The following is a 25,412-nucleotide window of genomic DNA, read 5'->3' on the forward strand; positions in this document are numbered from 1 at the left end:
TGAATTAGGAATTGGTTTGGGCATCTATAGCCATTAGTACGGCTTTCTTGATACGCGTATATGTTCCGCAACGACAGATGTTCCCGTCCATGGCGGTTTGGATCTCGGTATCCGAAGGATTCGGGTTCTGTTTGAGCAAGGCCGAGGCGGTCATGATCTGTCCTGCTTGGCAATAGCCGCATTGGGGGACATCGACCTCCAGCCATGCCTGTTGCACCGGGTGGTCGCCGTTTTCGGAAAGCCCCTCGATGGTCGTGATTTTCTGTTCGGCCACAGCCGATACCGGTAATTGGCACGAGCGTACCGCACTGTCGCCCAAATGGATGGTACAGGCCCCGCATTGCGCGATACCGCAGCCATATTTTGTGCCGACCAATTTTAGGTGGTCACGCAGTACCCAGAGCATGGGAGTGTTCGGGTCGACGTCCACCTCCTGTGTTTTTCCGTTGATGTTGAGTGTAAATGATGCCATGATATTCTTGTTTTTTTAGCGACTGTTCTAAAGTTACTGATTTTATGGGATTTAGTATTTCAAAACCCTCTACTATTCTGTTGATTTTTATTGAATAAATGTCATTTTCACATCTTCATTGCTTTTTCATCTTCTTGAAGATGCTTGCCATGGTTTCCTTATCGATCGCTTCCATTTCCACCAATCGCAAGGATTTTATCATGGGTAGGGTAGTCTCTTTATAATGCTTGAAATGAGGACTCTGCAAATGTGATTCGTAGGCGGCCTTGTCCGCATAGATTTCCAACAATCGGATTTGGGTAGGCTTTTCTTTCTGGAACATGGGATAGATACAGATAACCCCTGGCTCAAATCGGACGGAGGCTTCCGCTTCCTCTTTAAGGAGAGCTATGTATTCCTCAAGGTAATCCGCTTCCACTTCGATCTCTGCGATTCGAACCATCATGTTTTCCAATGTATATGTTTGCTTATCGAACGCATTTTCTTGGCCAGAAACAATAACGGTCATCATACTACATAGAACAATCGAACATATTTTATTTAAACTTAAACGCTTCATGCAATTGTTGTTATCGAATTATACTTCTTTAAAATACAGTAATTTAGTCCTTTAAAACCTGTATTCGTTTCAACCACTGTTGTACCGCTTCCCTGACCTTGACTTTCCGTTTTCCTTCCATCACAAAATAAATACCGTTCCGTTCCACTCCCCCCTTTACTGAAAATTCATCTAGAATGGTGCTCTTGGGGCTCAGCTCCCGCAATGTCTTCAGGCTGCTCCCCAATCCATATCCTGCATTGGTATTAAAGGGAATGATCGTCTTGCCTGTCAAATCGTATTCCTTTAAAAAGCTTTTTACAGGCGGCGGCAGTTGCATGCCCCAAGTAGGGAATCCCAAGAAAATGGTATCATAAGTATCCATATCCAACTTCGTTTTCAAGGGGGGCAGGAACCCGCTTTTGTTTTCTTGGGCCACCTTCTGTACGATGGCATCGTAATCCTCCGGATAGGGGTTCTCCAATTCCAGCGCAATCAGCTTACCGCCCACCTGCTCATGTATCATTTTGGCAACGGCCTTGGTATTTTTGGTGCGGGAGAGATAGATGATCAGCGTCCTTTCGGGAATCTGGCAATTTCCTATTACACCGAACTCTCCCCACCCCAAATTGGTTAAGCCAAGGGAAAAAAATAAACACAAAGTGTAGGCTACAAATTTCATGACATCGAATTATTCTAGTCTCTTGTAAGGAGTTTGCTGAAGGTCAAGTCTGCCAATTTCCATCCGTCATTTTGCTTTACATAAACTTCTGTTACCATGAAGGGTGTGGTAACCTCATTGTCACCAACGACCGCCAATAGTGTTATTTGGTTCCAAAGAATGACTGTATTATCGTTCAACACTTCGACCATGACTTCATGGACATCAGCCTTTTTGTAATGGATGAATCCGTTTTTAATGATGTCCACTTCACGGTCTTTGCCCCAGGTGCCGCCCATGTGCACAAACTTGGCCTTGTCATGGAAAAGTTCCGCAAGTTTGTCGGCATCCTTGTCGGCCATCCATTGCCATTTTTGTTGGGATAACTCCGTGATTTCTTTTTCTAGATCCGTGGATTGTGCCAAGACTATTTGTCCGCTAATAAAAAAGACAAAAAGTACAAAAATGGTCGCTTTTATGTTCATGTTAAATTTTTAAGGGATTAAAGCTTATTAATGTTCAATTTCATGCGTGTCCCTTACACTACTAAAGGTCAGGTCCAGCAATTTCCAATCATTCCCTTCCTTTTTATAGAATTCCGTTACGGTAAATTCCGTCGTAACATCATTTCCCCTTACTTGCGCCGTGAGCGTAATGCGGTTCCAGAGTACCACGGTATCATCCCCAAAAACTTCCACGGCCACATCATGTACGTCGGCATTTTTGTACCAAATGCTTCCGGTTTTTATGATTTCAAGTTCCCTGTCCTTTTTCCAGGAGCCGCTCATGTGTACAAATTTAGATTTGTCATGGAAAAGGGTTGCCAGCTTGTCTACATTTTTATCGGCCATCCATTGCCATTTTTGTTTGGAAAGTTCCTTGATTTCTTCGTTGATTCCGGCGCTTTGAGAGAAGGAAGAAGCGCTACTTACTACTAAAAAGATTCCAATTAATAGATTTTTCATATTTATGTGTTTAATGTTAAAAATAGATTATTCTAATTTTTGTTATTTCTGGGAATTCCATTTTGTCCATAGTTTTCCATTATTCGTTTGATCTGTATTCCTCGTCCGAAACGGCATCCATCCATTCTGTTGGGCCAATTTCACTACTTGAAATGGCCAATTGTATAAAATCACTGCCGGAACTGGCCCCGTGCCAATGAAGAACGTTCGGCGGACATTTTACGGCGTCGCCTTTTCGTAAAATACGTTTGGGGCTTCCTTTTTCCTGATAATACCCTTCGCCATTGACCACCAAAATGATCTGTCCCGAAGGATGGGAATGCCAGTTGGTCCGAGCACCGGGTTCAAAGGTCACATTACCTACATAGGTCTGGTTCAGGCTATCCGCATCGACGAGCATGCTTACATAGGCCGTGCCTACAAAATTATTGTTCGTTATTTTTACGCCTTTAGAGAAAATCAAATCCGTTTGTGCGTTCCAATCAACTGTTTGATCTTTCTCTACCCCTGGCTTGCAAGAAAATAATGCTATCGCAAGCAGGAGAATTACAAAAATCTTTTTATTTTCCATTAGTTTCTTTTTTTATTAATCATTGGGTTTCATCAATTCTTTCAAAACCTCCTTAGCTGATTCTATTTTCGCCAGTTCCACATTTTTCTCCAATGCCGATAGGAACTCTTCCAATTGCTCCGGTGTGATTCCCTGAACCATACAAATATTCAGATGCGAGCGTAGCATAGGCTCTACTCCACCAATGGTTGCCAGTACCGAAACCGTGACCAATTCCCTTTGCCGAAAATCCAGTACATCACGTTCAAAAATATCGGCAAACAAGTGTTCTTTTAAGAACACCTCTATAACAGGTGCGAATTGAGCATAATCAGCTGGTGGTCCGTCCAATTTCCTTTTAACCAGGATTTCCAAATTTTCTTTTCCCCTTTCATATTTGGGGCGGGAATCATCAATGCGCGTAGCCTCTTTTCCCAACTTGGCTTCAATTCCTTTTGCCTTGCGATCATCCAATACTTTGATAAAAGTCCTAAGCCCTTGCAGGCTTCGTGGAAATCCGCAGTACGCATAGAGATGGACTATGACCTCCTTGATTTCGTTGACGGTCAAACCCGCTTCCAGACCATCCACCAAAGCCGTTTCAAGGTTTTTCAGATAGCCTTTGGCTGTCAAGGATGAAATGTTAATAATAGCATGCTGTTTCCCGCTTAAATGTTTTAACCTATCCGCGCTTATCTGAGCATCGGCGTTGTTGCCTAGACCCAAAAATGCAGTGGTCATTACCGCAAGAACAATTGTTTTAAGTTGTTTCATCTTTTGAATATTACCTTCGATTTTACGCTATTGTCTAGCGATTGATCATTTTCTGGCTCGCCTCGGAATAACGGTTACCGACTAGATCAATTTTTGATGTAGCCCTAGAAATTTTTTGTATTTCTTCGTCTGTAAAAGATATGGATGAAGCAACTAAATTTTCTTTCAAGGGCGAAATCTTTGTAGTTCCCGGAATAGGTACGATCCATGGTTTTTGGCAGAGAATCCAGGCCAACGCCACTTGTGCTGGGGTAGCATCCTTTTCCGCTGCAAAGGAGGTAACCAAATCTACCAAAGCAAAATTCTTCTTAAGATTTTCTTCTGAAAATCTAGGTACCGTACTTCTAAAGTCATTATCGGAAAAATTTTCATTTCGGTCAATTTTGCCTGTTAAAAAGCCTTTGCCCAAGGGACTAAAAGGTACAAAACCAATACCCAATTCTTCCAAAACCGGTATGATATCTTCTTCGGGCTCTCTCCAAAATAACGAATACTCACTGTGAAGCGCAGCAACTGGTTGAACAGTATGTGCCCTTTTTATCACATCTACCCCATCTTCGGAAAGTCCAAAATGTTTTACTTTTCCTTCCGAAATTAATTCTTTTACGGTACCGGCAACTTCTTCTATCGGCACTTTTGGATCTACACGATGCTGATATAATAAATCAATGGTTTCCACCTGTAATCTTTTTAAGGAAGAGTCCACCATCTTTCGAATATTGGTTGGGCTGCTATCTAAACCAGTTACTTTTCCATCCTTAAAACCAAATCCGAATTTGGTTGCTATTTTCACCACATTCTTAAACGGCTTTAAGGCTTTTCCCACCAATTCTTCATTGATGTAAGGACCGTACACTTCGGCGGTATCGAAAAAATCGACTCCCATTTCGACCGCATTTCGCATCAATTGAGTCATTTCCTTTTCATCCTTGGCAGGTCCGTAACCATAGCTCATTCCCATACATCCAAGTCCGACTTCAGATACTTCAAGATCTTTTCCTAGTATTCTTTTTTTCATCTTACTCTTATTAAAAAGTTATCTCCTAATTGAGTCTGGAATGTATAGTCGAACCCTTGACTCCCCTACTAATTATTCATCTCAAACAAAGGTAGTATGTCAATAACCCAAAAAGCATACCCAGATTACGGATATACCTACCATGATTACAGATTTCGAATAAGAAGCTTGATTTACTGGTAATCAATGGCTTATCTTTAACAAAAAATTACAAGTCCATGAAAAATGTACTGCACATCAATACGGTTGGTGATTACCTTAATTTGAGAAATCAAGAGGTTTTGCATCCATTGGTGGGTATCGTTGATTTTGAGGAGGTGAACAAGAAAGGATATGTGAACAAAGATTATGATGCCTTTCATTTTCATTGCTATGCTATTTTCTTGAAGGATGCCAAGGGGTGCAAACTGCATTATGGAGGCAAACCCTACGATTATGACGAGGGAACCCTGGTCTTTATGGCTCCCAACCAGACCATAGAGCTTGGCGGTTTTGATCCCGATTACGTGCCCAAAGGCTATGCGATGCTGTTTCATCCAGACTTATTATTGGGTGCCGAATTGGGGAAAAAGATACATAGCTACACTTTTTTCTCCTATTCAAGCAACGAGGCACTTCATCTCTCTGCCAAAGAACGGAAAGTGATTCTGAGCTTGGTTGAAAAAATACAATTTGAACTGGATCAGAACCTCGACAAGCACAGCAAAAAACTGATCGTGGCCAATATAGAACTCTTTTTGGATTACTGCACCCGTTTTTATGACCGCCAATTCTTGACCCGTGAATTTGAAAATCACGGTTCTCTGGAGAAGTTCGATAATTTATTGAACGACTATTTTTCATCGGATAAGCCGCAAAAACTTGGCACTCCATCGGTAGGCTATTTTGCAGACCATTTGCATTTATCTTCCAATTATTTTGGGGATTTGATTAAAAAGGAGACAGGGAAATCAGCACAGGAATATATTCAGAATAAACTTATTGAAGTGGCAAAAGAAAGGGTATTCGACCCAAATAAATCGGTCAGTGAGATTGCTTATGAACTAGGTTTTAAATATCCGCAGCATTTTACGAGGCTTTTCAAACAACGTGTAGGGCGTTCGCCGAGTGAATTTAGGAATTTGAATTGAGTTTCGACTAGTTTCGATGTATATGAAAATCAGATGGATTCATTCAGAAAGGGATAGGAAATAACGATAACAACATATGCCTACTCCAACAAGGATGTCAAAAGTAATTTAACTTTCATAGACCCGGTATTGGATCCGTGAACAAGAACGGTAATATTTTGAATTGTATTAAACAATACGGAAAACGGCCTTAAACACAGTATGTTTGTTTAAGGTAAAATTGAAGATGCTCCACCAACTAATAGGCAAACGGCAAAATATTCCTTCCTCATCCATTTTTTATGGCCAGTCGAACGATCTGTAGTTTATGTTAAAACAATTCCCAACAAACCAGCTTTTGAGGTGAGAGATGCTAAACTAGGCAATCCCATTGGAGAAAATTATTAAATATTAAATGGTTTGGACATTTCTAAATCGATCAGTTTTCCAATTCTGGTACACCAACTTCATTATCTACTTCCAATTTCTCCCTTAACATTTGCATATCATCGGACACCTTTCTCTCGATAACCTTGGCGTAAATCTGTGTCGTAGATAGTTTCGTATGCCCAAGCATTTTGGAAATAGTCTCAATAGGCACTCCATTGGTCAGGGTGACAGTGGTCGCAAAAGTGTGTCGGGCCATGTGAAAGGTAAGGTTCTTATGGATTTCTGCCGGTTTGGCTATTTCCTTTAGATAGGTATTTAATTTTTGATTTGAGATTTTCGGGAACAAGGTGCCGTTCACAATAGAGCGTTTATCTTTCATATAACTTTTTATCAGGTCAAAAGCTTTTGAAAGCAACGGAATTTTGACTGCATTGCCCGTTTTTTGCCTCTTGGTAATGATCCAGTATGTTCCGTCTATTCCCAATACCACACTTTGCTTGGTCAGCAGCATTAAATCTGCATAGCTGATACCCGTATAACAACTGAATATGAACATATCCCTTACCGTTTTTAATCGTTCGGAGTCAATATCCAATTCCTCCAAGTTCTTCAGTTCTTTGGCAGTTAAATACCCCCTGTGTGTGGGCACCAATTTTTGTTTAAATTTACGAAAAGGATCCTTGTCTATCCATTCAATTTGATATGCCAGGGTAACCATTCTGCGAAGCCGCTGTATATGTTTCATGACCGCATTATTTCCTATTTTCTTTTGATAATGCCGTGGGGTATGCCCACGGAGGAAATTCTCAAAGTTCAGGATAAACTGGTAGTCCAGTGCGGCCAGCTCAATGTTATCCAACCTGTATTCTTTTTTTAGAAAAAGTAAGATATACTTTTGGCTAATGAGGTATAGCCGTGAAGTATTGTGATGGAGTTTGTGGAACATTTTGGCATTGTGATATTCGATAATATCCTTTATTGTGTAATGCACTACTTTAGCATCCCCAACAAATTTGGATTTGATTATCTGGGGAGTGATACGCCTGCCCTCTGCCCTTAATTCCTGATAGCATTGAAAAAGATTGGAATGCACCTCGTCAAGGTATTGATTGTGGTCCCGCGCATTTTTACCCGTTCCCTTTATCCTTTGCTTCTGAGGGTTCCAAAGCTGTATATCGATTCGCCTCTTAAGGCTAATATTGAGCTTTTTCCCATCTACGGTTATTCTTGCATAGAGCGGAGCAAGGTTGTTCTTGGTTCTTTTAGCGTATATCCAGAATAGGATAGAAAATGTTGTGGTAGAGCGCATAACAATCATCTTTAAGTTGAACTTAATTGAAGACGAAAGTCAAATCACCAAAAAAAGTTCATCTTAGACCTTGAAAATAAGTTGCTTCAAGTTACGAAAACATTTAAAAAAAATGTTGACGATTTGTGAACTCTATCGTTTGATATCAAATGACATCATTTGATATCAAAATATATCTAAAACACTGTAAATCAGTTAAATTTGTATTAATTTAACCCACTTTACAAGTTAAAAAGTGACCTCACCAAGAATCGAACTTGGATCTAAAGTTTAGGAAACTTCTATTCTATCCGTTGAACTATGAGGCCATTTGCAGTTCAATATTTAAAACCGCGGCTGCAAAAGTAAAATTTATTTGATAAAAAAACTCGATACTTTACGGATTGTTTTTTAATAATTCGTCAAACTCACCATATTTCCGGTCATTTTTAATATGATGGTTTTGAGAATATTGATTTACAGGAACAAAAACACCGTATACGCAGTAAACACCCTCAATTGTTAAAAAATAATATAATTGGTGCAAAATGAAGTTATTTTTTTAAATTGCTTGCTTAAACGTTTAAATTTATTCTAACAAGCTTATGAAGAATCGGAAATATACCATAGGAATTGACTTTGGAACAGATTCCGTAAGGACTATAGTTATCGATTCCAGTAATGGGCATATTGTTGGAAATGCCATTGCCAAATACGAAAGATGGGCCAAGGGGATGTACTGCAACCCTTCAGCCAATCAATTTAGACAACACCCATTGGACCATATTGAAAGCTTAAAGCACGCTATCAAAGATATAATCCATACACTTTCATCAGAAATTATAAATGGCATTGCTGCAATTTCCGTGGCCACTACCGGCTCAACACCCATTGCAGTCAATGAAGAAGGGGTACCCCTGGCACTGCTCCCCGGTTTTGATGAAAATCCCCATGCAATGTTTATCTTATGGAAAGATCATACGGCCGTTGGGGAAGCCAAGGAGATAAACGAATTGGCTCACCATAAAAGCAGCATTGACTATACCAAATACAGTGGTGGGGAGTATTCCTCTGAATGGTTCTGGGCCAAAATCCTGCATACCCTTCGCGTAGATAAAAACGTACGTGAAGCAGCTCACTCCTGGGTGGAGCACTGTGACTGGATTCCAGCCATGCTCACCGGAAATACAGACCTTACTACCCTAAAAAGAAGTAGGTGCGCTGCCGGACATAAGGCTATGTGGCATGCAGATTGGAATGGTCTACCGGCAGATGACTTTTGGACACAATTAGACCCCTTATTGTCTGGTTTAAGAGACAGACTTTACACAGACACTTATACTTCTGACCATATTGCTGGAACCATTTCAGAGGAATGGTCGCAACTACTGGGCCTACCTAAGGATGTGGTGATTGGCGTAGGCTCTTTTGATGCCCACATTGGTGCCATTGGAGGTGCCATTAAGCCTTATCATATGGTGAAAGTGATTGGCACCTCTACCTGCGATATGATCGTTGCCCCCAAGTCTGAAATAGGCAACAAGGCAATTCACGGAATATGTGGGCAGGTCGATGGTTCGATCCTTCCCAACATGATTGGTCTTGAAGCCGGTCAATCTGCTTTTGGCGATCTATATGCATGGTATAGGGATATTCTGATGTGGCCAGCAAACAAAATTATTAGAGACAGCAAGTTATTGGACGAAGCTACCAAAGGAGCCTTATTGGAAGAAATGGCAGAGGGAATTCTTGCCGAACTATCTGTGGCCGCAAGTAAAATAGAGATCGAGGAGTCGGGAATAATTGCATTGGACTGGATGAACGGCAGAAGAACGCCCAATTCCAACCAAAATCTAAAAGGAGCCCTACAAGGCCTAACCTTGGGCACCACCGCTCCTAATATCTTTAGGGCATTGGTAGAAGCTACAGCCTTTGGCTCAAAAAAAATAATTGAACAATTCCAGGATGAAGGTGTGCGTATAGACGGTGTTATTGCCATTGGTGGGGTTGCCCAAAAATCGGAATTCGTTATGCAAATTTTGGCCGACGTCCTAAATTTCCCGATCAGGATTATTAAATCTGAACAAACCTGTGCTCTGGGCGCTGCCATGGCAGCTGCGGTAGTCGCTGGCATCTATGATTCCATTATGGACGCCCAAGAGGCAATGGGCAGCGGATTTCAAAAAGAATACTACCCCATACCAGAAAATGTAGATAGATATAAATCCTTATATACCCAATACTCATCCTTTGCAGACTTTGTAGAAACCCAACAATTACGGGGGGTTTAAGGTTACAACTTAATCACCAATACATCCAGTAAAAACATAAGCTATTAATAGAAATAAAAATTAAGTAATGCAAAACAAGCACAACCATTTAGGAGCAATACCCAAAATAGGAATAAGACCAGTAATCGATGCCCGTTTAGGAGGCATTAGGGAGTCATTGGAGCAGACCACCATGGGCATGGCGCAACGAGTCGCCGATTTTCTTTCCACCAACCTTAAGAACTACAACGGAACACCAGTAGAATGTGTCATTGCAGACACCACCATTGGGCGGGTGCCGGAAGCACAAAAATGTGAGGAAAAATTTCTAAGGGAGGGCGTTGGACTCTCTATCACAGTAACTTCATGTTGGTGTTATGGAACGGAAACCATAGATATGAACCCCACCCGCCCAAAAGCCATATGGGGATTTAACGGAACGGAAAGACCAGGAGCGGTTTACTTGGCGGCCGCCTTGGCCGGACATGCACAAAAAGGGGTACCTGCCTTTAGTATCTATGGAAAGGAAGTACAAGATAGCGATGACGAGAACATCCCAGAGGATGTTCAAAAACTGTTATTGCAATTTACCAAAGCCGGACTTGCCGTTGCCATGATGAACGGTAAATCGTACCTATCCCTAGGTTCTGTTTCCATGGGGATAGCCGGTTCCATTGTCAATGAAAGTTTTTTTCAGGATTATCTTGGGATGAGGAACGAATATGTGGATATGAGCGAGGTAAACCGTAGGATGCAGCACAATATTTTTGACCCGGAAGAATTTACAAAAGCCTTGAAATGGACCAAAGAGAACTGCAAGGAAGGCAAAAATTACAATGCCAAAGACCTACAGAAATCAAGGGAACGTATGGATGAAGAGTGGGAGACCGTTGTTAAAATGACCTTAATTTCCAGAGATTTAATGATAGGCAATCCTAAACTGGCAGCATTGGGATTTGGGGAGGAAGCCTTGGGCCACGGTGCCATTGCAGCAGGATTCCAAGGTCAAAGGCAATGGAACGATTATATGCCCAATGGCGACTTTATGGAAGCCATCCTAAACTCTTCCTTTGATTGGAGTGGAATTCGCCCTCCTTTTATGATGGCCACCGAAAATGATAGCCTTAACGGCATTTCCATGCTTTTTGGTTATCTATTGACCAATCAGGCGCAGATGTTCTCCGATGTAAGAACCTTTTGGAGTCCAGCTTCCATAGAAAGGGTCACTGGTCATAAGCTACAGGGTAAAGCAGCCAATGGAATAATCCATTTGATCAATTCGGGTTCTTCAACCTTGGATGGTACCGGACAACAGCAAATAAATGGAAAACCAGCCATGAAACCGTTCTGGGAAATTTCCGAATCGGAAGCTGCAAAATGTCTGGAAGCCACAGATTGGCCACCGGCTATGTATGAATATTTTGGAGGCGGGGGATACTCCTCCCATTTTGTTACCAAAGGTGACATGCCCGTAACCATGTGCAGAATCAATGTGATTAAAGGATTGGGACCCGTAATGCAAATTGTTGAAGGTTGGACGGTAGCTCTACCTGAAGAAGTACATAAAACTTTGGACGAAAGGACTAATCCAACTTGGCCCACAACTTGGTTTGCACCCAGATTGAATCAGGATCAAGCATTTAAGGATGTCTACAGTGTTATGAATAATTGGGGAGCAAACCATGGGGCTTTCAGCTATGGTCATTTTGGGGACGAAATAATAACGCTTTGTTCCATGCTTAGGATTCCTGTAAATATGCACAATGTTGAACCTGAAAGAATATTTAGACCCAAGGATTGGGCTTCTTTTGGCATGGATCAGGAAGCAGCCGATTACAGGGCATGTGAGAATTACGGTCCACTCTATTAATTGAAAATGTGAGTTTGATTGATCCTTTATGGTTGAACAATTGTTTAACATAATGTTGTCCGGTCGAGGGATCAGACAAAAAAAATCACAAGTGACTAAAATGACATTATTTCAAAAATTTGATTTTGAGGTACATAATAAAGACGACAATTGTAGAGTGATAGTTGAAGGTTTCTAGGTCGTCCTTTCGAATGAATGTCAGAAATCGCACATCTAGCACCCGACAAGTATGTGCGACTTCTCGTCGTCCCGAAAAGGGACTCTGTCGAAGTGACTACCGTAGTTCAATCCAAATTAGAATGGAAATAATTTTCAAGCGACTAAAATGACATTATTTCAAAACATTGATTTTAGGACGCATAATAAAAACCTAAATAGTTGTAAATCATGTAATAATGAATAATATAGAAAGAAGAGCGGCGCAGCCAGAAATCCTTAACCACAGAATAGGACCGAACCGTAAATGTAACGATTTACATTTACGTCGAGGGGCCAGCTGGTGCGTTTGGAAAGCTCCGAGATCAGGAGTCCCAATAAGGGACGACGCGGAGTTTCGTATACAGTTTTTCGACCTAGTTGTCGAAAAAATTCCTTGGTTAAGGCGCCTTTTCCTTTGGTTCGTTTTCTTTGGGCGAGCAAAGAAAATGAACATATATAAGTGACTTCGAGACCAGAGAAATTTTATTTTAAATCGAACTCACATTGAAAGGAAGCATTAGGGGAAATTAGCAACCATATTCTCTATATTGAGGAAACAATTTACATACCCAGTCAACAAATATTTTATACAATGAAAACAAAATTCCATTGGATTACAATACTTATGTCACTGTTCTTGACAACGAATTTCTATGGTCAGGTTGACCAGGAAAATGTTAAGCATGTAAAAGTATACTATGAGCCGGGCATGTTCGGGGGCTGGCCGGCAAATCATGGTGTATGGAATTGGGGCAATGAAATTTTGGTAGGATTTTCCAAGGGACACTACAAGGATTTGGGACCAGACCGACATAATTTCGACAAAGAAAATCCAGAGCTTCATGTGCTGGCCCGAAGTCTTAATGGCGGGGAGAACTGGACTATAGAAGACCCTGGGGCATTAGACGGAGATCTCGTAGTTCCTGATAATGGGAGTTATCATGGGCAAATGAGAAAGGACGTAAAAGCTCCTGAACCAGTTTCTGTGAAACCCATAAACTTTAATGACCCCAATCTGGCCTTTACGGTACGCATGACGGACCACCACGGTGCCGAATCCCGCATTTGGCATTCCTACAACAGGGGACGTGATTGGGAAGGCCCGTATAACTTGCCAAATTTTAATACGCCTGGTATTGGAGCACGAACCGACTACATTATTGATGGCAAAAATGAGTGCATGCTATTTCTTACGGCGGCCAAAGCCAACGGAAAAGAGGGTCGCGTTTTGTGTATAAAAACAACTGATGGTGGTAAAAATTGGAACTTCGTTTCATGGATCGGACCTGAACCAGCTGGATTTTCCATCATGCCCGCCTCCGTAAGATTATCCGACAAAGAAATTTTGGTAACTACTCGCAGAAGGGAGGAATCAGGACAATTTATCGATGCCTACCTTTCCCAAGATAATGGATTAACTTGGAGCCCCTTGGCCAACCCAGTAGAAAATTGCGGACAGGGCAATCCCCCCGCCATGGTGAAAATGACAGACGGAAGAATATGCCTGATCTATGGTTACAGGGCATTGGAAGTAGATATCAAAAACAACCGGGACAAGAGTGAAATCAGGGCAAAAATTAGCAATGACAATGGGCGCACATGGAGCAAAGATTATGTGCTGCGCGACGACGGTTCCGGAAAAGATCTTGGCTACCCCAGGGTAGTGCAACGAACAGACGGTAAAATAGTGGCCCTATATTATTTTATGGACAAGAACACAGGCCCGGAACGCTATATTGCGGCCACCATTTGGGATCCTCCATCAATTGAAGATTAAATTTCATACTTATAAACATACATCCTGATATAAGTTCCCATTTATTGAATACAATTAAGTAAAACAACAGACAACTATGAAACGTATTGTTTATTTCCTTCCAGTACTGACATTTATGATTTTCTCCTGTAAGAATAAAGCGGAGAAAAACATCATAACCGAAGAAACCAAAAGCAGCAACGACATTACAGGTAATTTCACTTTACCCCCCTTGTCCCAACCTGGCCAAGGAGCCTATCTAAGCGGGGAGTTGATCTACCCTTTGGATAATAAACCAACTCCTGAATGCCATGCCTCTACCATTGTAGAAACCCCCTTTGGACTTGTGAGCGCTTTTTTTGCCGGTACCCATGAGAAAAATCCAGATGTTGGTATCCGAATATCGCGAATGGTAGATGGTAAATGGACATGGCCGGAAGAAGTGGTCAATGGCGTGCAAAATGATACTCTGCGTTACCCTCTTTGGAACCCTGTTCTTTTTCAACCCAAGGAAGGACCACTATTACTATTTTATAAAGAGGGGCCGGACCCAAGGACTTGGTGGGGAATGTTGATGACTTCCCCCGATGGGGGAAAAACATGGTCCAAACCAGAAAAAATGGGAACCGACGAGAAAATTGGACACTTGTTGGGCCCCATCAAAAACAAGCCCATACAGTTGGCAGACGGAACCATAATTAGCCCTACCAGTACAGAAATTAAACTGGAAGATGGGGATGTAGATTGGATGGTACACTTTGAAATAAGCAAGGACAATGGCAAAACTTGGGAGGTTGTGGGGCCAATAAACGACGGAAAGGAATTTGATGCCATTCAGCCCAGTATACTTAGCTATCCCAATGGTAAAATGCAAGTGTTGTGCAGAACGAGACAAAATGTAATCTCACAGAGTTGGTCCGAGGATCAAGGCCGGACCTGGAGTAAAATGACCGCTACCGAACTGCCCAACCCCAACTCGGGAACAGATGCTGTGACCCTAAAGGACAACAGACAATTACTTATCTACAATCACACCACAAAAGAGGGTGAAGAACCCAAGGGGAGAAATATGATAAATCTGGCCATATCCGATGACGGCATTAATTGGAAGCCCGTCATGACCTTGGAAAATGTTCCTGCCGAATCGGGATATTCCTACCCGGCCATAATTCAAACAACCGATGGCTTGGTGCATATCACCTATACCTATGTAAGGCAATCCGTAAAACATGTAGTTATAGATCCAAAGCAGTTATAATATGTACATAGTAATTGGTCCAAAGAACAACTCCCAAGGAATCTAATAGCCATCTAGAACTTAAATATGTCCAGCAATAAAGTAAGTAGACGAAATTTTATGGTGAAAACTAGTTTTATTTCAGCTTCTGTTACTCTATTCCCAAGCTTAATTCCAGCGAAATTATTTGGTAAAGGACAAAATGATAATCGGAAAATATTTGTTTCAACGGATTTTGTCAACGGCGGCGGAAAAGTCACCATCCGGAATGAAGAATTGAATACCATTAGAATTAGCCCCCATGACGAGGGTGGTGGGGGTTGGAGTAAAATCTGGTGGCACTTTATGGTTGAAGGAATTAATCTAAAAGATGAAATTATTCTGGAGTTGGAATTGGGGGCAGGGGCTAATAATCAATTGTTTTTTAGTTATGACCAAAAAAATTGGGGACTTACCAATTCTGGGATTGTAAAAACTATAGACGGCAAAAACTTTATAGTTGTTAAACATATCATTAGAGGGGAAAGAACATGGTTTTCCTATGATTTGCCATATACGCCCGAGCACATTAACGCTATTCTTGCCGAAAAGGTAAAGACTTATCCGGACATCGAAACTTTAGATTTTTGCAGAACAAAAAAAGGAAGACAAGTCAGCGCATTTTTACTCAAAAATACAGGGCCTGATTCAGATTTTAAGTATGGTATTTGGCTGCAGGCCAGAGCACATGCCTTTGAATCGGGAAGTAGTTGGGTCTTACATGAACTTATGTGCTGGTTAATGTCCAATGGCACAGAGGCCAAAGCATTAAGACGAATTTCACAAATATTTATTTTGCCCATTGTGGATGTAGATTCTGTTGTAGAGGGCAGAACTGGAAAGAATCAGAAACCACACGACCATAACCGAGGATGGGACATGGAACCCTCATTCTGGCCTGAAATGACCGAATCTAAGTTACAACTAGCGCAATGGGCCAAAAATGGAAAAATGGATTTATTCATTGATTTTCATGGTCCCGGAAATTCTAGCCACCCCTACTTTATTGTGCCTTTAGCAAAGGATTTATCCAGTGCAAAACAAGGACAAAATAGATTGAAATTTTTTCAAAGCTTGGACGCAAAGCCATTCAATGAAATGGCCAAGTTGACACAGTCTATGACCCATTTTCATTTCAGTGAGCGAAGCGAGGTAACAGGAAAAGAAAATGCGGTTAAATGGGTAAATGAAAATACGACAGACAATGTTGTCTCGTTGACATTGGAGGTAAACATGGGCACTCCCTTAAGTACACAATCCGGTTATCGGGAGGAGGCTATTAAACTAGGAAAGGCAATTTCAGAATATTTTGTAAATAACTACCATCAAAAATGAAAAACAGAAAACAGAACCTATTAATCTGCAGCCAATTTATAGCTCAATCGATCATGGTCATGAGTGTATTTTTGGTAATGATTTTGGGTTGTAAAAGTCAACAAAATTATCCCGACCCGATTACCAATCCAACTTCAGATTTGATGTTACAAGGGGAATGGCTACACGATCCGCATAAAATAGATTTTGATAAAATTCCTAAAATCCCAGTACAACATGCTGTGGTAAGCGATGTTACCCCAGATGGCGTTAACCAACACAATTATTTGGCTTACCATGACAATCGTTATTGGATTATGTGGAGCGATGGCCCAGGTGTTGAGGATAGAGTGGGTCAAGTAGTTAAATATGCTACAAGTACAGATGGTCTCAATTGGGAAAAACCAAAATTCCTCACCACATACCCTGATGGTTCAGGGCCGGAATCGTCCCATTACAACACAAGAACAGATCAAGGCCTCAGATGGATTTCGAGAGGCTTCTGGGAATATAAAGGAGAGTTTTTGGCATTGGCCTCATTGGACGAGGCGGCAGGTTTTTTTGGACAATCTCTAAGCCTGCATGCCTTTAGATGGAACAAAGAATCCGAATCATGGGAATACCATGGAGTAGTTATGGAAAATGCCATCAATAATTTTCCCCCAAAAAAATTACCAACAGGCGAGTGGTTGATGTCCCGCAGGTCTTTTGACTATGTTGAACGGGGAGTCGATTTTATGGTCGGTGCAGAAGAACATTTTGATCAATGGGAAGTCTACCCTGTTTTTGGTACCAATACGGAACTGGAGGCAGAGGAGCCCTATTGGTGGGCCTTGCCCGACAATAAAAATTTAATGGCCTTATTCCGGGACAATCGTAAAAGTGGATACTTGTACCGCTCCTTTTCAACGGACAATGGCCGAACTTGGAGTCCGCCGGTGCAAACCAACTTTCCGGATGCTAGATCCAAATTCCACGGCTTGCGGTTACAGGATGGAAGATATGTCCTGGTCTCCAATTCTAATTATAAAAAAAGAGATCCGTTGACCTTGGCCATTAGCAATGATGGGATGGTATTTACCTCACTGGGATATCTGGTAGGAGGAAGACACATAGATTACCCCCATGTATTAGAGCACGATGGCTATTTATTGATAGCCTTTGCCGGGGATGCCAAACAGAAAATAGAAGTGGTGAAAGTTAAGATTTCGGATTTGGGAAAATTAAATATGTCAGATTACGATCCAAAATAATAGAAATGAATACACTAAAATACATCCTTCTTGTTTCTTACTTCAAACATTCTATGACACAGGTGCAGAGCCAAAACAACTAATAAATGGACGTCTCTATACGAACCGCCGATATCATTACGATTCTCCTTTATCTTCTAGGGCTCATGGGGGTTGGTATTTATTTTTCAAAAAGAAACAAGACCACAGAAGAATATTTTTTGGGAAGCAGATCCTTCTCGGGATGGGTTTTAGGGCTTTCCATGCTTGGAACCATTGTCAGTTCAGCTACCTTTTTGGCACTTCCCGCAGCTGCCTATATATTGGATTGGCGACAACTAACCATAAGTTTAGCGGTGCCTTTTGTTGCCGTCCTTGCTGTTTTGATATTTATCCCTTTTTTTCGTCGTGGAAAGTTTATTTCTGCCTTTGAGTATTTAGGAGAAAGATATGGCAAGATTCCTAGAATTTATGGTACGGTTAGCTTCGTTATCCTACAGCTGATTAGAATGGCACAAATCCTATTTTTAGTATCACTGGTCATTCAGTTTTTGACAGGAGCTCCCATAAGTATAGTCATAATAGGAACAGGGATATTCATAGGAATATATACTATTTTAGGAGGTTTTGAAGCTGTCATTTGGACCGATGTTGTGCAGGCAATAATATTAATTGTGGGGGGAATCCTTTGTTGTGTTTGGGTGGTAATGGATCTGCCCGGAGGGTTAGGACAAATTTTCGAGGTCGGTTCAGCCAATAATAAATTTAGTTTGGGCGAAATGGATTTTGATTTGGGTAGGCGTACATTTTACACCGTAGCAATTTTAGGGGTTATCAATTGGTTGGGCATCTATGCCGGGGATCAAAATATGGTACAGCGCTACGCCTCGGCAAAATCTACCCGTGAAGCCAAAAAAGCTACAATAGTGTATTCAGCAATTGCAGTTCCAATGTGGATTATGTTCTTTTTTATAGGCACGGCCCTTTTCGTGTACTACCAGGAATTTCCCAATACGTTAATAAACAGTCTCGAAGCAGACCAGATTCTTCCCTATTTTATTCTTTCCGAAATTCCTCCGGTGATTACAGGGATAGTTATTTCGGCCGTTATTGCCGCCGCCATGAGTACGATGGATTCTGGCATAAACTCGATATCAACAGTCACTGTAATCGATTTGATGAAACCATGGTTGAACAAAGGAAAATCTGATCGGTTCTACTTAAAATCGGCTCATATAATCGCATGTACCGTGACGATTATAGTCATTTGCGGAGCCGTTGTCTTTAGCATTATGGAAAAAGAAAGCATGAATGATATTAGTTTGATGGTCGCTAGCATATTTGGGGGTTGTCTTATGGCTCTGTTTATGATGGGCTTTTTCACTAAACGTATTGATGGTTTTTCTGCCACCGTAGCCTTGGGCGTCGCCGTCACTTTAAACATCTACCTTGGAATGGGGGTGCTCGGAGTTTTGCCGGATTCAGTTACAATTCCCATACATAGTTATTGGGTAGGCGCTATGGTCAACGGTACATTCATGATCGTGGCCTATGCAATCAGTATGTTTAGAAAAAACAGTTTTAATGATTTAACAGGGCTTACCGTTTGGACAATGAAGAAAAATTAATAAAAATGAATACGGTTGCTCAATTATTGATATTGAAAATATAAATAGAAATGACATTGGACAAAGAAGAACAATTTGAAATAATAATAATGGGAGGAACCCCGGGAGGTATTGCCACGGCAATAACTGCTGCAAGATTAGGACACGAAGTAGCATTGATTGAACCACATGACCATATTGGAGGAATGACTACTAGCGGTTTGGGGAAAAGCGATGTAGAACAGAAAGAATTTATAGGGGGATTATTTAAAGAGTTCACTCAAAAAGTTTTTGAATTTTATGAAAATAAATACGGCCCAAACTCCCATGATGTAAAGCTTTGCCGGGAAGGATATTATTTTGAACCTTCTGTTGCGGAGTACATACTAATGAAAATGTTAAAGGAAACAGGAAAAATAACAATTTTCAAGGGACATGTACTCAAAGAAGCTTTGGTTGAAGGAAGTAAACTGACAGGCGTTATTATTTTACAAAAATCTACAAATGAACCAAAGCAGTTGGATGGAACTATTTTTGTAGATGCTACCTATGAGGGTGATCTTTATGCTGCAGCTGGCGCCGAATACTCCCTAGGGCGGGAAGGCAAGGATGAATATAAAGAGCCTCATGCGGGAGTAATCTATTTTGATTATGATAAAGGAGTTTTTCTTCCCGGCAGTACCGGGGCTGCAGATGATGGTCTACCGGCGTACACCTACCGTTATTGCATGACCACTGACATCCATAACAGTAGGATTTTAGAGAAAGAACCTGATAATTACAACCGCAGTCTTTATACACCTTATTTTGACGATCTAAAATCGGGAAGATTAAGTGCACCTACAACTTTCCATGAAGGCTGGGGATACTATCCAGAACATTTTGATACTATGGTTAGGGCATTGTCAATAACCGATCTTCCGAATTTAAAAGTCGATGGCAACACTAACCCTAGACCCATAGCCTTTCCCTACCCTGAAGAAAACAAAGGTTATATAGAAGGAAATATAGAAACGCGAAATCGCATTTGCGATCGCCATAGGGACATAGCTTTAGGACTTATTTGGTTCCTACAAAACGATACCGAAATACCGGAGGAACATAGAATAATGGCCAGAAAGTACAATCTCCCACTAGACGAATTTACAGATAACAACAATTTTCCCTTTCAATTATATGTAAGGGAAGGTCGTAGGTTGAAGGGAGAATATACCATCACTGAACACGATGTGGCAATTACGGAAAATACACCTGATTTTTTTTCCCATCACGATACTATTGCTATGGGTGAATTTCCAATGGACAGTTTTCCTGTACATAAAATCCCCAGTAAAGATAATATTGTTCTTGAGGGATATTTGGGAATGCTGGCCCATTTAACCCGGCCATATGAAATTCCATACCGGACCATGATTCCTAAAAAAATAGACGGTCTAATCGTTCCTGTGGCCTTATCTGCCACGCATGTGGCATTTTGTTCTATAAGAATGGAACCTACTTGGATGTCCCTAGGGCAAGCCGCAGGTGTAGCTGCCCATGTATGTCTCAAAAACAGTGAAACGCCAAGAAATGTGAAAATTTCCGAAGTCAGGGATATTTTAAAAAAACAAGGTCAAGTATTAAAAAATGAATTGCCTTAGTCAAGTAACTACTTATATAAGTTTAGATGGACCAAACAAGCAGCGAAGACCTTATTACCTATTATCCCAAAATCGATGAACAACTAGAAAAACCAATTCAAGGATGGATAAATAAGATTGAAAATTAAGATTTATGATTTGGACGACTTAAAAATGAAATAGATTTTTAAGTTGATTTGCATTACACCTAGGTGGAAAATATAAATACGTACTAGGACAACATCAAAACTTATTTAAGATGAGGAATATTAGGAATACTATTTTGGGCTGTTTGTTTGTTTTTTTTATTATGGCCCAAGTTTTAGCTCAAGGCAAAAATGAAAAATTAAACGTCGTATTTATTCTTGCAGATGACTTGGGCTGGTCAGATTTAAGTGGATATGGCAGTGATCTCCATGAAACACCTAATTTGGATGGCTTGGCTGAACAGGGATTGAAGTTTACCAATGCCTATGCAGCGGCTCCAATTTGTACTCCTACCAGAGCCTCTATAATGACGGGCAAATTTCCCGCACGCTTACATATGACTACTTGGCATGAAAACGCAGGAACTGCAACTCCTAACAGCAAGGATAAATTATTGCCCCCAGCTACCATTGGCAATTTGCCATTGGAAGAATCCACTATTGCCGAGATTTTTCAAGAGTCAGGCTATTTCACAGCACATATCGGTAAATGGCATTTGGGAGATGCCGCCCATTATCCTCAGACACAAGGATTTGATGTCAATATTGGAGGTACAATGTGGGGAGCTCCTGATACTTATTGGTCTCCTTTTAGGGGTCAAAAATTTCAGAAACAGTATAGATACATTCCAGATTTAATGCAAGAATCATCATATGACAAAAATAAGGAACCAAGTTACTTAACCGATGTGCTCACGGATAAGGCTGTCCAAATTATAAAAGAAAAAAGCAATGTCCCATTTTTTCTGAACCTTTGGTACCATACAGTACATACCCCTATTGAAGGAAAACCAAAACTGGTGGAATACTACAAAAAGAAGGTTAAAGCCGGAATGAAAGATCAGAATTACGAATACGCAGCGATGGTAGCCAGTTTGGATGAAAATGTTGGTCGCATATTGAATGCTATAGAAGAGGCCGGGATTACAAATAATACAATTATAATCTTCTTTTCTGACAATGGAGGAAGAGTTGGTAAATATAAGGATTGGAAAACCGTTGCCAACAACTACCCTTTACGTTCTGGAAAAGGATCCTTATATGAAGGGGGCATACGAGAACCCTTAATTATAAAATGGCCAGGCATTACAAAAGCCGGAAGTAACTGTGATTACCCTGTGATATCAAACGATTTTTATCCTACTTTAATGGAAATACCTGGACTGGATAAGACCCAATTGAAGAATAGCCAGCAAGATGGTATATCATTAATGCCACTTTTAAAAAACCCCAAATCACACTTGGATAGGGAGACGCTCTTTTGGCACTCGCCACATTATTATACTACAACATCTCCAGTTAGTGCAATCCGCAAAGATAATTGGAAATTAATCCATTATTTCGAGGACGACCATTTGGAGCTTTACAAGCTAGACAAAGATTTGGGCGAAAAAAACAACTTAGCTGATACCTATCCAGATCGAGCAAATATTTTATACAAAGAGCTTAAGACTTGGCGCAATAACGTCAATGCCCAGTTACCTAGCTTTAACCCTTTATTTATACCAAATAATTGGTAAGTTATGACCAACATCTATCATTTACCTCATTTATGCTCGCCTACAAGGTCAGCTCATAAAAGAGGGAAATTTCCAATAATTAACACTTTTAACAATTAACCAAAATGAAAAAAATCACATTAATTCTAATTTACCTTTTTAGCAGTGTTTCCTTAACTGCCCAGCAATACGACGATTCAAAAGTGCCAGGAGAAGTAGTAGCCTATAGCCCAGCATCTTCAGGAAAATATATTGGCTCCCCTAGTTTGGCTATTCTTCCCAATGGGAATTATGTTGCTTCTCATGATTTTTTTGGACCTGAGTCCAATGAACATGTGAGAGCAACTTCCAAAATTTACACGTCTAAAAATAAAGGTAAATCCTGGAGCCAGATAGCCGAGATTGATGGCGCATTTTGGTCTAAGCTTTTTGTCAATCAAGGAAAGCTTTGGTTTTTAGGCACCGACAGACATCATGGAAATACGCTTGTCAGACTTTCAGAAGATGGAGGGAACACCTGGACCAACCCAAGCAATGCTACAAACGGTTTAATCTTAGAAGGGGAATATCATTGTGCACCTATGGCAATTCTTACGTATAATGGCAGAATTTGGAGAGCTATGGAAAGTGCTATGGGCCCAATTAAAAAATGGGGGAAAAGATATGGAGCATTTATGCTTTCAGCTCCTATAGATTCCGATTTGTTGAATGCTGATAGTTGGACGTCCAGTAACATTCTATACTATGACCCAACTTACCTCGATGGAAATTTTGGCGGCTGGTTAGAAGGCAATGCTGTCGTAGATAAGGATGGACAGATGTGGGATATATTACGTGTTGATGATCGCTCTACATTAGAGGAAAAAGCAGCATTTGTTAAAATTAGTGCTGATGGTAAAAATGCTTCTTTTGAGATCAATACGGGCTTTAAGGATTTCCCAGGAGGCAGCAAAAAATTTATCATCAAATATGACGAGCCATCTGGACTTTATTGGACATTAGCCAATGTAATCCCTGAAGGGATAAAAAAGGATAATGAAGGCACAAATCCCGCTAAGATTAGAAATACCTTGGCATTATTTTCTTCCCCGGATTTAGTCCAATGGAATCAAAGAAAGGTGATTTTACAGCATCCAGATGTTTCAAATCATGGGTTTCAATATGTTGATTGGATGGTAAAAGGAAAGGATATCCTATTTCTTTCAAGAACAGCCTACGATGACGGAGTTGGTGGGGCTCATAATAATCATGATGCAAATTTCCTAACTTTTCATCGTATTAAGAAATTCAGAAAACTTTTATAATCTAGTGTTTATGACAATAGGGAAATACATGCAAATAATTTTATGTGTTTGTTGTTTCGCTTTAAATGCACAGTCTAAAACGCCAAATGTACTGTTCATCTATACCGATGACCAGGCATATTGGACTTTGGGAGCATCCGGGAATAGTCAGGCTTTTACGCCGCATCTTGATCTATTAACAAAACAAAGTGCGTTTTTTGAAAATGCATTTGTCACCACACCTGTATGCAGCCCATCTAGGGTTTCCCTGATGACAGGCCAGTATGCATCAGAATATGGGGTTTTGGATTTTATTGCTCAGCCTGGCCACAGGTTGTACGATCCCAATAATCCAATTGGGCTTGACCCGGACAGTTTCACCTTCCCTGAAGTACTTTCATTAGCGGGATATAAAACAGGCTTAGTAGGCAAATGGCATCTGGGCGACTGGACAGGTCCAGGGACCGACCAGCGGTTTCATCCGACTAACCAAGGATATCAATATTTTATGGGTATTACGGGTGGAGGTGAGTCACCAATAGATCCCAATCTGGAAGAAGACGGGGTGGTACGTAAAATGCAAGGGTTAACAGTAGATATTTTGACTGATAGAGCCTTGGCTTTTATGGAAAATAATAAAGAGAAACCATTCCTACTTAGTGTTCACTATAGATCGCCTCATAGTAAATGGTTACCGGTAGCTGATGAGGACTGGGCTCCCTATAAAGAGCAGGATATGGTAGTCCCTCATCCTGATTATCCTAATCTGGACATTGTTAAAGTCAAAACCAAGATGAAAGAGTATATGGCCAGTTCCTCTGGAGTGGACAGAAGTGTAGGGAAGCTAATTAAGCAATTAGAGGATTTGGGCTTGTCTGAAAACACTATAGTGATATTCACCTCTGACCATGGATATAATATGGGGCATAATGGAATTGAGCACAAGGGGAATGGGTATTGGATCACGAAGGAAGAGCACCCCGCAACAGAAAACCTAGCCACCAATTCCCGACCAAATCTATATGACCAGTCACTTCATGTTCCTGTAATAATCCGGTGGCCTGGTGTTATCAAACCTGGATTGCGAGTAAAGGAAACCTTTACTAATATGGATTGGTATCCAACTGTGTTGGAAATGGCAGGAGCCGCTATTCCTGTAGGAAAGGTTTTGAGGGGGAGAAGTATTGTCCCCATTTTGAAAGGAGAAAAACTTCAAAACTGGGATAATGATCTTTACGCTGAGTACAGTATGATCAACTATAGTACCGCTTTGATGCGTTCATACCGTACAACTGAATGGAAGTTGACCAAAGACTTTAAGGATACTACTAGGGATGAACTCTACCATCTGTCCAAAGACCCAGAGGAACGGATTAATTTAATTGGGCAAAATTCGAATGAAATCAATGAAGTTATCAGCGAGTTGACTGAAAAAATCTATAGAAAAATGAAAGAGATTGGAGATCCCTTGTTAAAATCTATTCAAAGACCTTAACCTAAACAATCTGAAAAATCTT

The 25,412-nt window shown here is 40.8% G+C and carries 21 protein-coding genes and 1 tRNA gene; 12 read left to right on the forward strand and 10 right to left on the reverse strand.

Annotation, left to right across the window (positions count from 1 at the left end; translation table 11 throughout):
• Window positions 1-4: 4 nt before the first annotated feature.
• The 8 genes from CWD91_RS19305 to CWD91_RS19340 all read right to left on the reverse strand — a co-directional run bounded on the left by CWD91_RS19305 (window position 5) and on the right by CWD91_RS19340 (window position 4,978).
• A complete protein-coding gene (locus CWD91_RS19305) occupies window positions 5-472 on the reverse strand; it encodes a (2Fe-2S)-binding protein (protein ID WP_103442615.1) in 468 nt (155 codons plus the stop codon).
• A 115-nt stretch (window positions 473-587) separates the two neighbouring features.
• Complete coding sequence (locus CWD91_RS19310; protein ID WP_239985873.1) at window positions 588-1,031, reverse strand: putative quinol monooxygenase; 444 nt, start codon at window positions 1,029-1,031, stop codon at window positions 588-590.
• Window positions 1,032-1,074: 43 nt separating this feature from the next.
• On the reverse strand, window positions 1,075-1,692 hold the full coding sequence (locus CWD91_RS19315; RefSeq protein ID WP_103442616.1) for a flavodoxin: 618 nt from the start codon (window positions 1,690-1,692) through the stop codon (window positions 1,075-1,077).
• A 14-nt stretch (window positions 1,693-1,706) separates the two neighbouring features.
• Window positions 1,707-2,156 carry a nuclear transport factor 2 family protein gene (locus tag CWD91_RS19320; protein ID WP_103442617.1) on the reverse strand — a complete coding sequence of 150 codons (450 nt, stop codon included), beginning with the start codon at window positions 2,154-2,156 and terminating at the stop codon, window positions 1,707-1,709.
• A 27-nt stretch (window positions 2,157-2,183) separates the two neighbouring features.
• Complete coding sequence (locus CWD91_RS19325) at window positions 2,184-2,636, reverse strand: nuclear transport factor 2 family protein (protein WP_103442618.1); 453 nt, start codon at window positions 2,634-2,636, stop codon at window positions 2,184-2,186.
• A 79-nt stretch (window positions 2,637-2,715) separates the two neighbouring features.
• A complete protein-coding gene (locus tag CWD91_RS19330) occupies window positions 2,716-3,207 on the reverse strand; it encodes a cupin domain-containing protein (RefSeq protein WP_103442619.1) in 492 nt (163 codons plus the stop codon).
• Between the two features lie 15 nt (window positions 3,208-3,222).
• Complete coding sequence (locus CWD91_RS19335; RefSeq protein WP_103442620.1) at window positions 3,223-3,960, reverse strand: carboxymuconolactone decarboxylase family protein; 738 nt, start codon at window positions 3,958-3,960, stop codon at window positions 3,223-3,225.
• A 34-nt stretch (window positions 3,961-3,994) separates the two neighbouring features.
• Complete coding sequence (locus tag CWD91_RS19340) at window positions 3,995-4,978, reverse strand: aldo/keto reductase (protein WP_103442621.1); 984 nt, start codon at window positions 4,976-4,978, stop codon at window positions 3,995-3,997.
• Between the two features lie 218 nt (window positions 4,979-5,196).
• On the opposite strand from CWD91_RS19340, the gene CWD91_RS19345 reads away from it, so the two are divergent.
• Entirely contained in the window at window positions 5,197-6,108 is a 912-nt protein-coding gene (locus CWD91_RS19345) for a helix-turn-helix domain-containing protein (protein WP_103442622.1), read from the forward strand.
• 418 nt (window positions 6,109-6,526) lie between these two features.
• Here the strand turns inward: CWD91_RS19345 and CWD91_RS19350 are convergent, their stop codons facing one another.
• Together CWD91_RS19350 and CWD91_RS19355 are read right to left on the reverse strand one after the other, a co-directional pair.
• Entirely contained in the window at window positions 6,527-7,786 is a 1,260-nt protein-coding gene (locus CWD91_RS19350) for a site-specific integrase (protein ID WP_103442668.1), read from the reverse strand.
• 236 nt (window positions 7,787-8,022) lie between these two features.
• Window positions 8,023-8,094, reverse strand: a tRNA-Arg gene (locus CWD91_RS19355).
• Between the two features lie 276 nt (window positions 8,095-8,370).
• Here CWD91_RS19355 and CWD91_RS19360 point away from each other — a divergent pair.
• The 11 genes from CWD91_RS19360 to CWD91_RS19415 all read left to right on the forward strand — a co-directional run bounded on the left by CWD91_RS19360 (window position 8,371) and on the right by CWD91_RS19415 (window position 25,390).
• Entirely contained in the window at window positions 8,371-10,056 is a 1,686-nt protein-coding gene (locus CWD91_RS19360) for a ribulokinase (RefSeq protein WP_103442623.1), read from the forward strand.
• A gap of 67 nt (window positions 10,057-10,123) precedes the next feature.
• Window positions 10,124-11,905 carry an L-fucose isomerase gene (locus CWD91_RS19365; RefSeq protein WP_103442624.1) on the forward strand — a complete coding sequence of 594 codons (1,782 nt, stop codon included), beginning with the start codon at window positions 10,124-10,126 and terminating at the stop codon, window positions 11,903-11,905.
• 790 nt (window positions 11,906-12,695) lie between these two features.
• Complete coding sequence (locus tag CWD91_RS19375; protein ID WP_103442626.1) at window positions 12,696-13,880, forward strand: sialidase family protein; 1,185 nt, start codon at window positions 12,696-12,698, stop codon at window positions 13,878-13,880.
• Window positions 13,881-13,956: 76 nt separating this feature from the next.
• The gene (locus CWD91_RS19380; RefSeq protein WP_205164664.1) at window positions 13,957-15,117 is read left to right on the forward strand and encodes a sialidase family protein; all 1,161 of its coding nucleotides are present in this window, start codon (window positions 13,957-13,959) and stop codon (window positions 15,115-15,117) included.
• 66 nt (window positions 15,118-15,183) lie between these two features.
• Window positions 15,184-16,470, forward strand: a complete 1,287-nt coding sequence (locus CWD91_RS19385) for a M14 family zinc carboxypeptidase (RefSeq protein ID WP_103442627.1) — start codon at window positions 15,184-15,186, stop codon at window positions 16,468-16,470.
• The gene (locus tag CWD91_RS19390; protein WP_205164665.1) at window positions 16,467-17,702 is read left to right on the forward strand and encodes an exo-alpha-sialidase; all 1,236 of its coding nucleotides are present in this window, start codon (window positions 16,467-16,469) and stop codon (window positions 17,700-17,702) included. Before CWD91_RS19385 ends, CWD91_RS19390 begins: the two co-directional genes overlap by 4 nt.
• 86 nt (window positions 17,703-17,788) lie before the next feature.
• Entirely contained in the window at window positions 17,789-19,309 is a 1,521-nt protein-coding gene (locus CWD91_RS19395) for a sodium:solute symporter family transporter (protein ID WP_103442628.1), read from the forward strand.
• A gap of 50 nt (window positions 19,310-19,359) precedes the next feature.
• Window positions 19,360-20,928 (forward strand): FAD-dependent oxidoreductase, encoded by a 1,569-nt coding sequence (locus CWD91_RS19400; protein WP_103442629.1) that lies wholly within the window; start codon window positions 19,360-19,362, stop codon window positions 20,926-20,928.
• 238 nt (window positions 20,929-21,166) lie between these two features.
• Entirely contained in the window at window positions 21,167-22,633 is a 1,467-nt protein-coding gene (locus CWD91_RS19405) for a sulfatase (protein ID WP_103442630.1), read from the forward strand.
• 104 nt (window positions 22,634-22,737) lie between these two features.
• The gene (locus CWD91_RS19410) at window positions 22,738-23,916 is read left to right on the forward strand and encodes a sialidase family protein (RefSeq protein ID WP_103442631.1); all 1,179 of its coding nucleotides are present in this window, start codon (window positions 22,738-22,740) and stop codon (window positions 23,914-23,916) included.
• Between the two features lie 28 nt (window positions 23,917-23,944).
• Window positions 23,945-25,390: a sulfatase family protein gene (locus tag CWD91_RS19415; protein ID WP_205164666.1), complete on the forward strand. Its 1,446-nt coding sequence runs from the start codon at window positions 23,945-23,947 to the stop codon at window positions 25,388-25,390.
• The last annotated feature ends 22 nt before the right edge of the window (window positions 25,391-25,412 follow it).

The organism is Arenibacter hampyeongensis, assembly GCF_002909255.1.
Classification (GTDB): Bacteria; Bacteroidota; Bacteroidia; order Flavobacteriales; family Flavobacteriaceae; genus Arenibacter; species Arenibacter hampyeongensis.

What these genes read in the sequence shown, in the direction of transcription:
- CWD91_RS19320 (WP_103442617.1), bottom strand. Translation starts at nt 2,156, where the DNA reads ATGAACATAAAAGCGACCATTTTTGTACTTTTTGTCTTTTTTATTAGC.
- CWD91_RS19305 (WP_103442615.1), bottom strand. Translation starts at nt 472, where the DNA reads ATGGCATCATTTACACTCAACATCAACGGAAAAACACAGGAGGTGGAC.
- CWD91_RS19335 (WP_103442620.1), bottom strand. Translation starts at nt 3,960, where the DNA reads ATGAAACAACTTAAAACAATTGTTCTTGCGGTAATGACCACTGCATTT.
- CWD91_RS19340 (WP_103442621.1), bottom strand. Translation starts at nt 4,978, where the DNA reads ATGAAAAAAAGAATACTAGGAAAAGATCTTGAAGTATCTGAAGTCGGA.
- CWD91_RS19405 (WP_103442630.1), top strand. Translation starts at nt 21,167, where the DNA reads ATGAGGAATATTAGGAATACTATTTTGGGCTGTTTGTTTGTTTTTTTT.
- CWD91_RS19315 (WP_103442616.1), bottom strand. Translation starts at nt 1,692, where the DNA reads ATGAAATTTGTAGCCTACACTTTGTGTTTATTTTTTTCCCTTGGCTTA.
- CWD91_RS19330 (WP_103442619.1), bottom strand. Translation starts at nt 3,207, where the DNA reads ATGGAAAATAAAAAGATTTTTGTAATTCTCCTGCTTGCGATAGCATTA.
- CWD91_RS19395 (WP_103442628.1), top strand. Translation starts at nt 17,789, where the DNA reads ATGGACGTCTCTATACGAACCGCCGATATCATTACGATTCTCCTTTAT.
- CWD91_RS19380 (WP_205164664.1), top strand. Translation starts at nt 13,957, where the DNA reads ATGAAACGTATTGTTTATTTCCTTCCAGTACTGACATTTATGATTTTC.
- CWD91_RS19310 (WP_239985873.1), bottom strand. Translation starts at nt 1,031, where the DNA reads ATGAAGCGTTTAAGTTTAAATAAAATATGTTCGATTGTTCTATGTAGT.
- CWD91_RS19375 (WP_103442626.1), top strand. Translation starts at nt 12,696, where the DNA reads ATGAAAACAAAATTCCATTGGATTACAATACTTATGTCACTGTTCTTG.
- CWD91_RS19385 (WP_103442627.1), top strand. Translation starts at nt 15,184, where the DNA reads ATGTCCAGCAATAAAGTAAGTAGACGAAATTTTATGGTGAAAACTAGT.
- CWD91_RS19400 (WP_103442629.1), top strand. Translation starts at nt 19,360, where the DNA reads ATGACATTGGACAAAGAAGAACAATTTGAAATAATAATAATGGGAGGA.
- CWD91_RS19410 (WP_103442631.1), top strand. Translation starts at nt 22,738, where the DNA reads ATGAAAAAAATCACATTAATTCTAATTTACCTTTTTAGCAGTGTTTCC.
- CWD91_RS19345 (WP_103442622.1), top strand. Translation starts at nt 5,197, where the DNA reads ATGAAAAATGTACTGCACATCAATACGGTTGGTGATTACCTTAATTTG.
- CWD91_RS19390 (WP_205164665.1), top strand. Translation starts at nt 16,467, where the DNA reads ATGAAAAACAGAAAACAGAACCTATTAATCTGCAGCCAATTTATAGCT.
- CWD91_RS19350 (WP_103442668.1), bottom strand. Translation starts at nt 7,786, where the DNA reads ATGCGCTCTACCACAACATTTTCTATCCTATTCTGGATATACGCTAAA.
- CWD91_RS19360 (WP_103442623.1), top strand. Translation starts at nt 8,371, where the DNA reads ATGAAGAATCGGAAATATACCATAGGAATTGACTTTGGAACAGATTCC.
- CWD91_RS19365 (WP_103442624.1), top strand. Translation starts at nt 10,124, where the DNA reads ATGCAAAACAAGCACAACCATTTAGGAGCAATACCCAAAATAGGAATA.
- CWD91_RS19325 (WP_103442618.1), bottom strand. Translation starts at nt 2,636, where the DNA reads ATGAAAAATCTATTAATTGGAATCTTTTTAGTAGTAAGTAGCGCTTCT.
- CWD91_RS19415 (WP_205164666.1), top strand. Translation starts at nt 23,945, where the DNA reads ATGCAAATAATTTTATGTGTTTGTTGTTTCGCTTTAAATGCACAGTCT.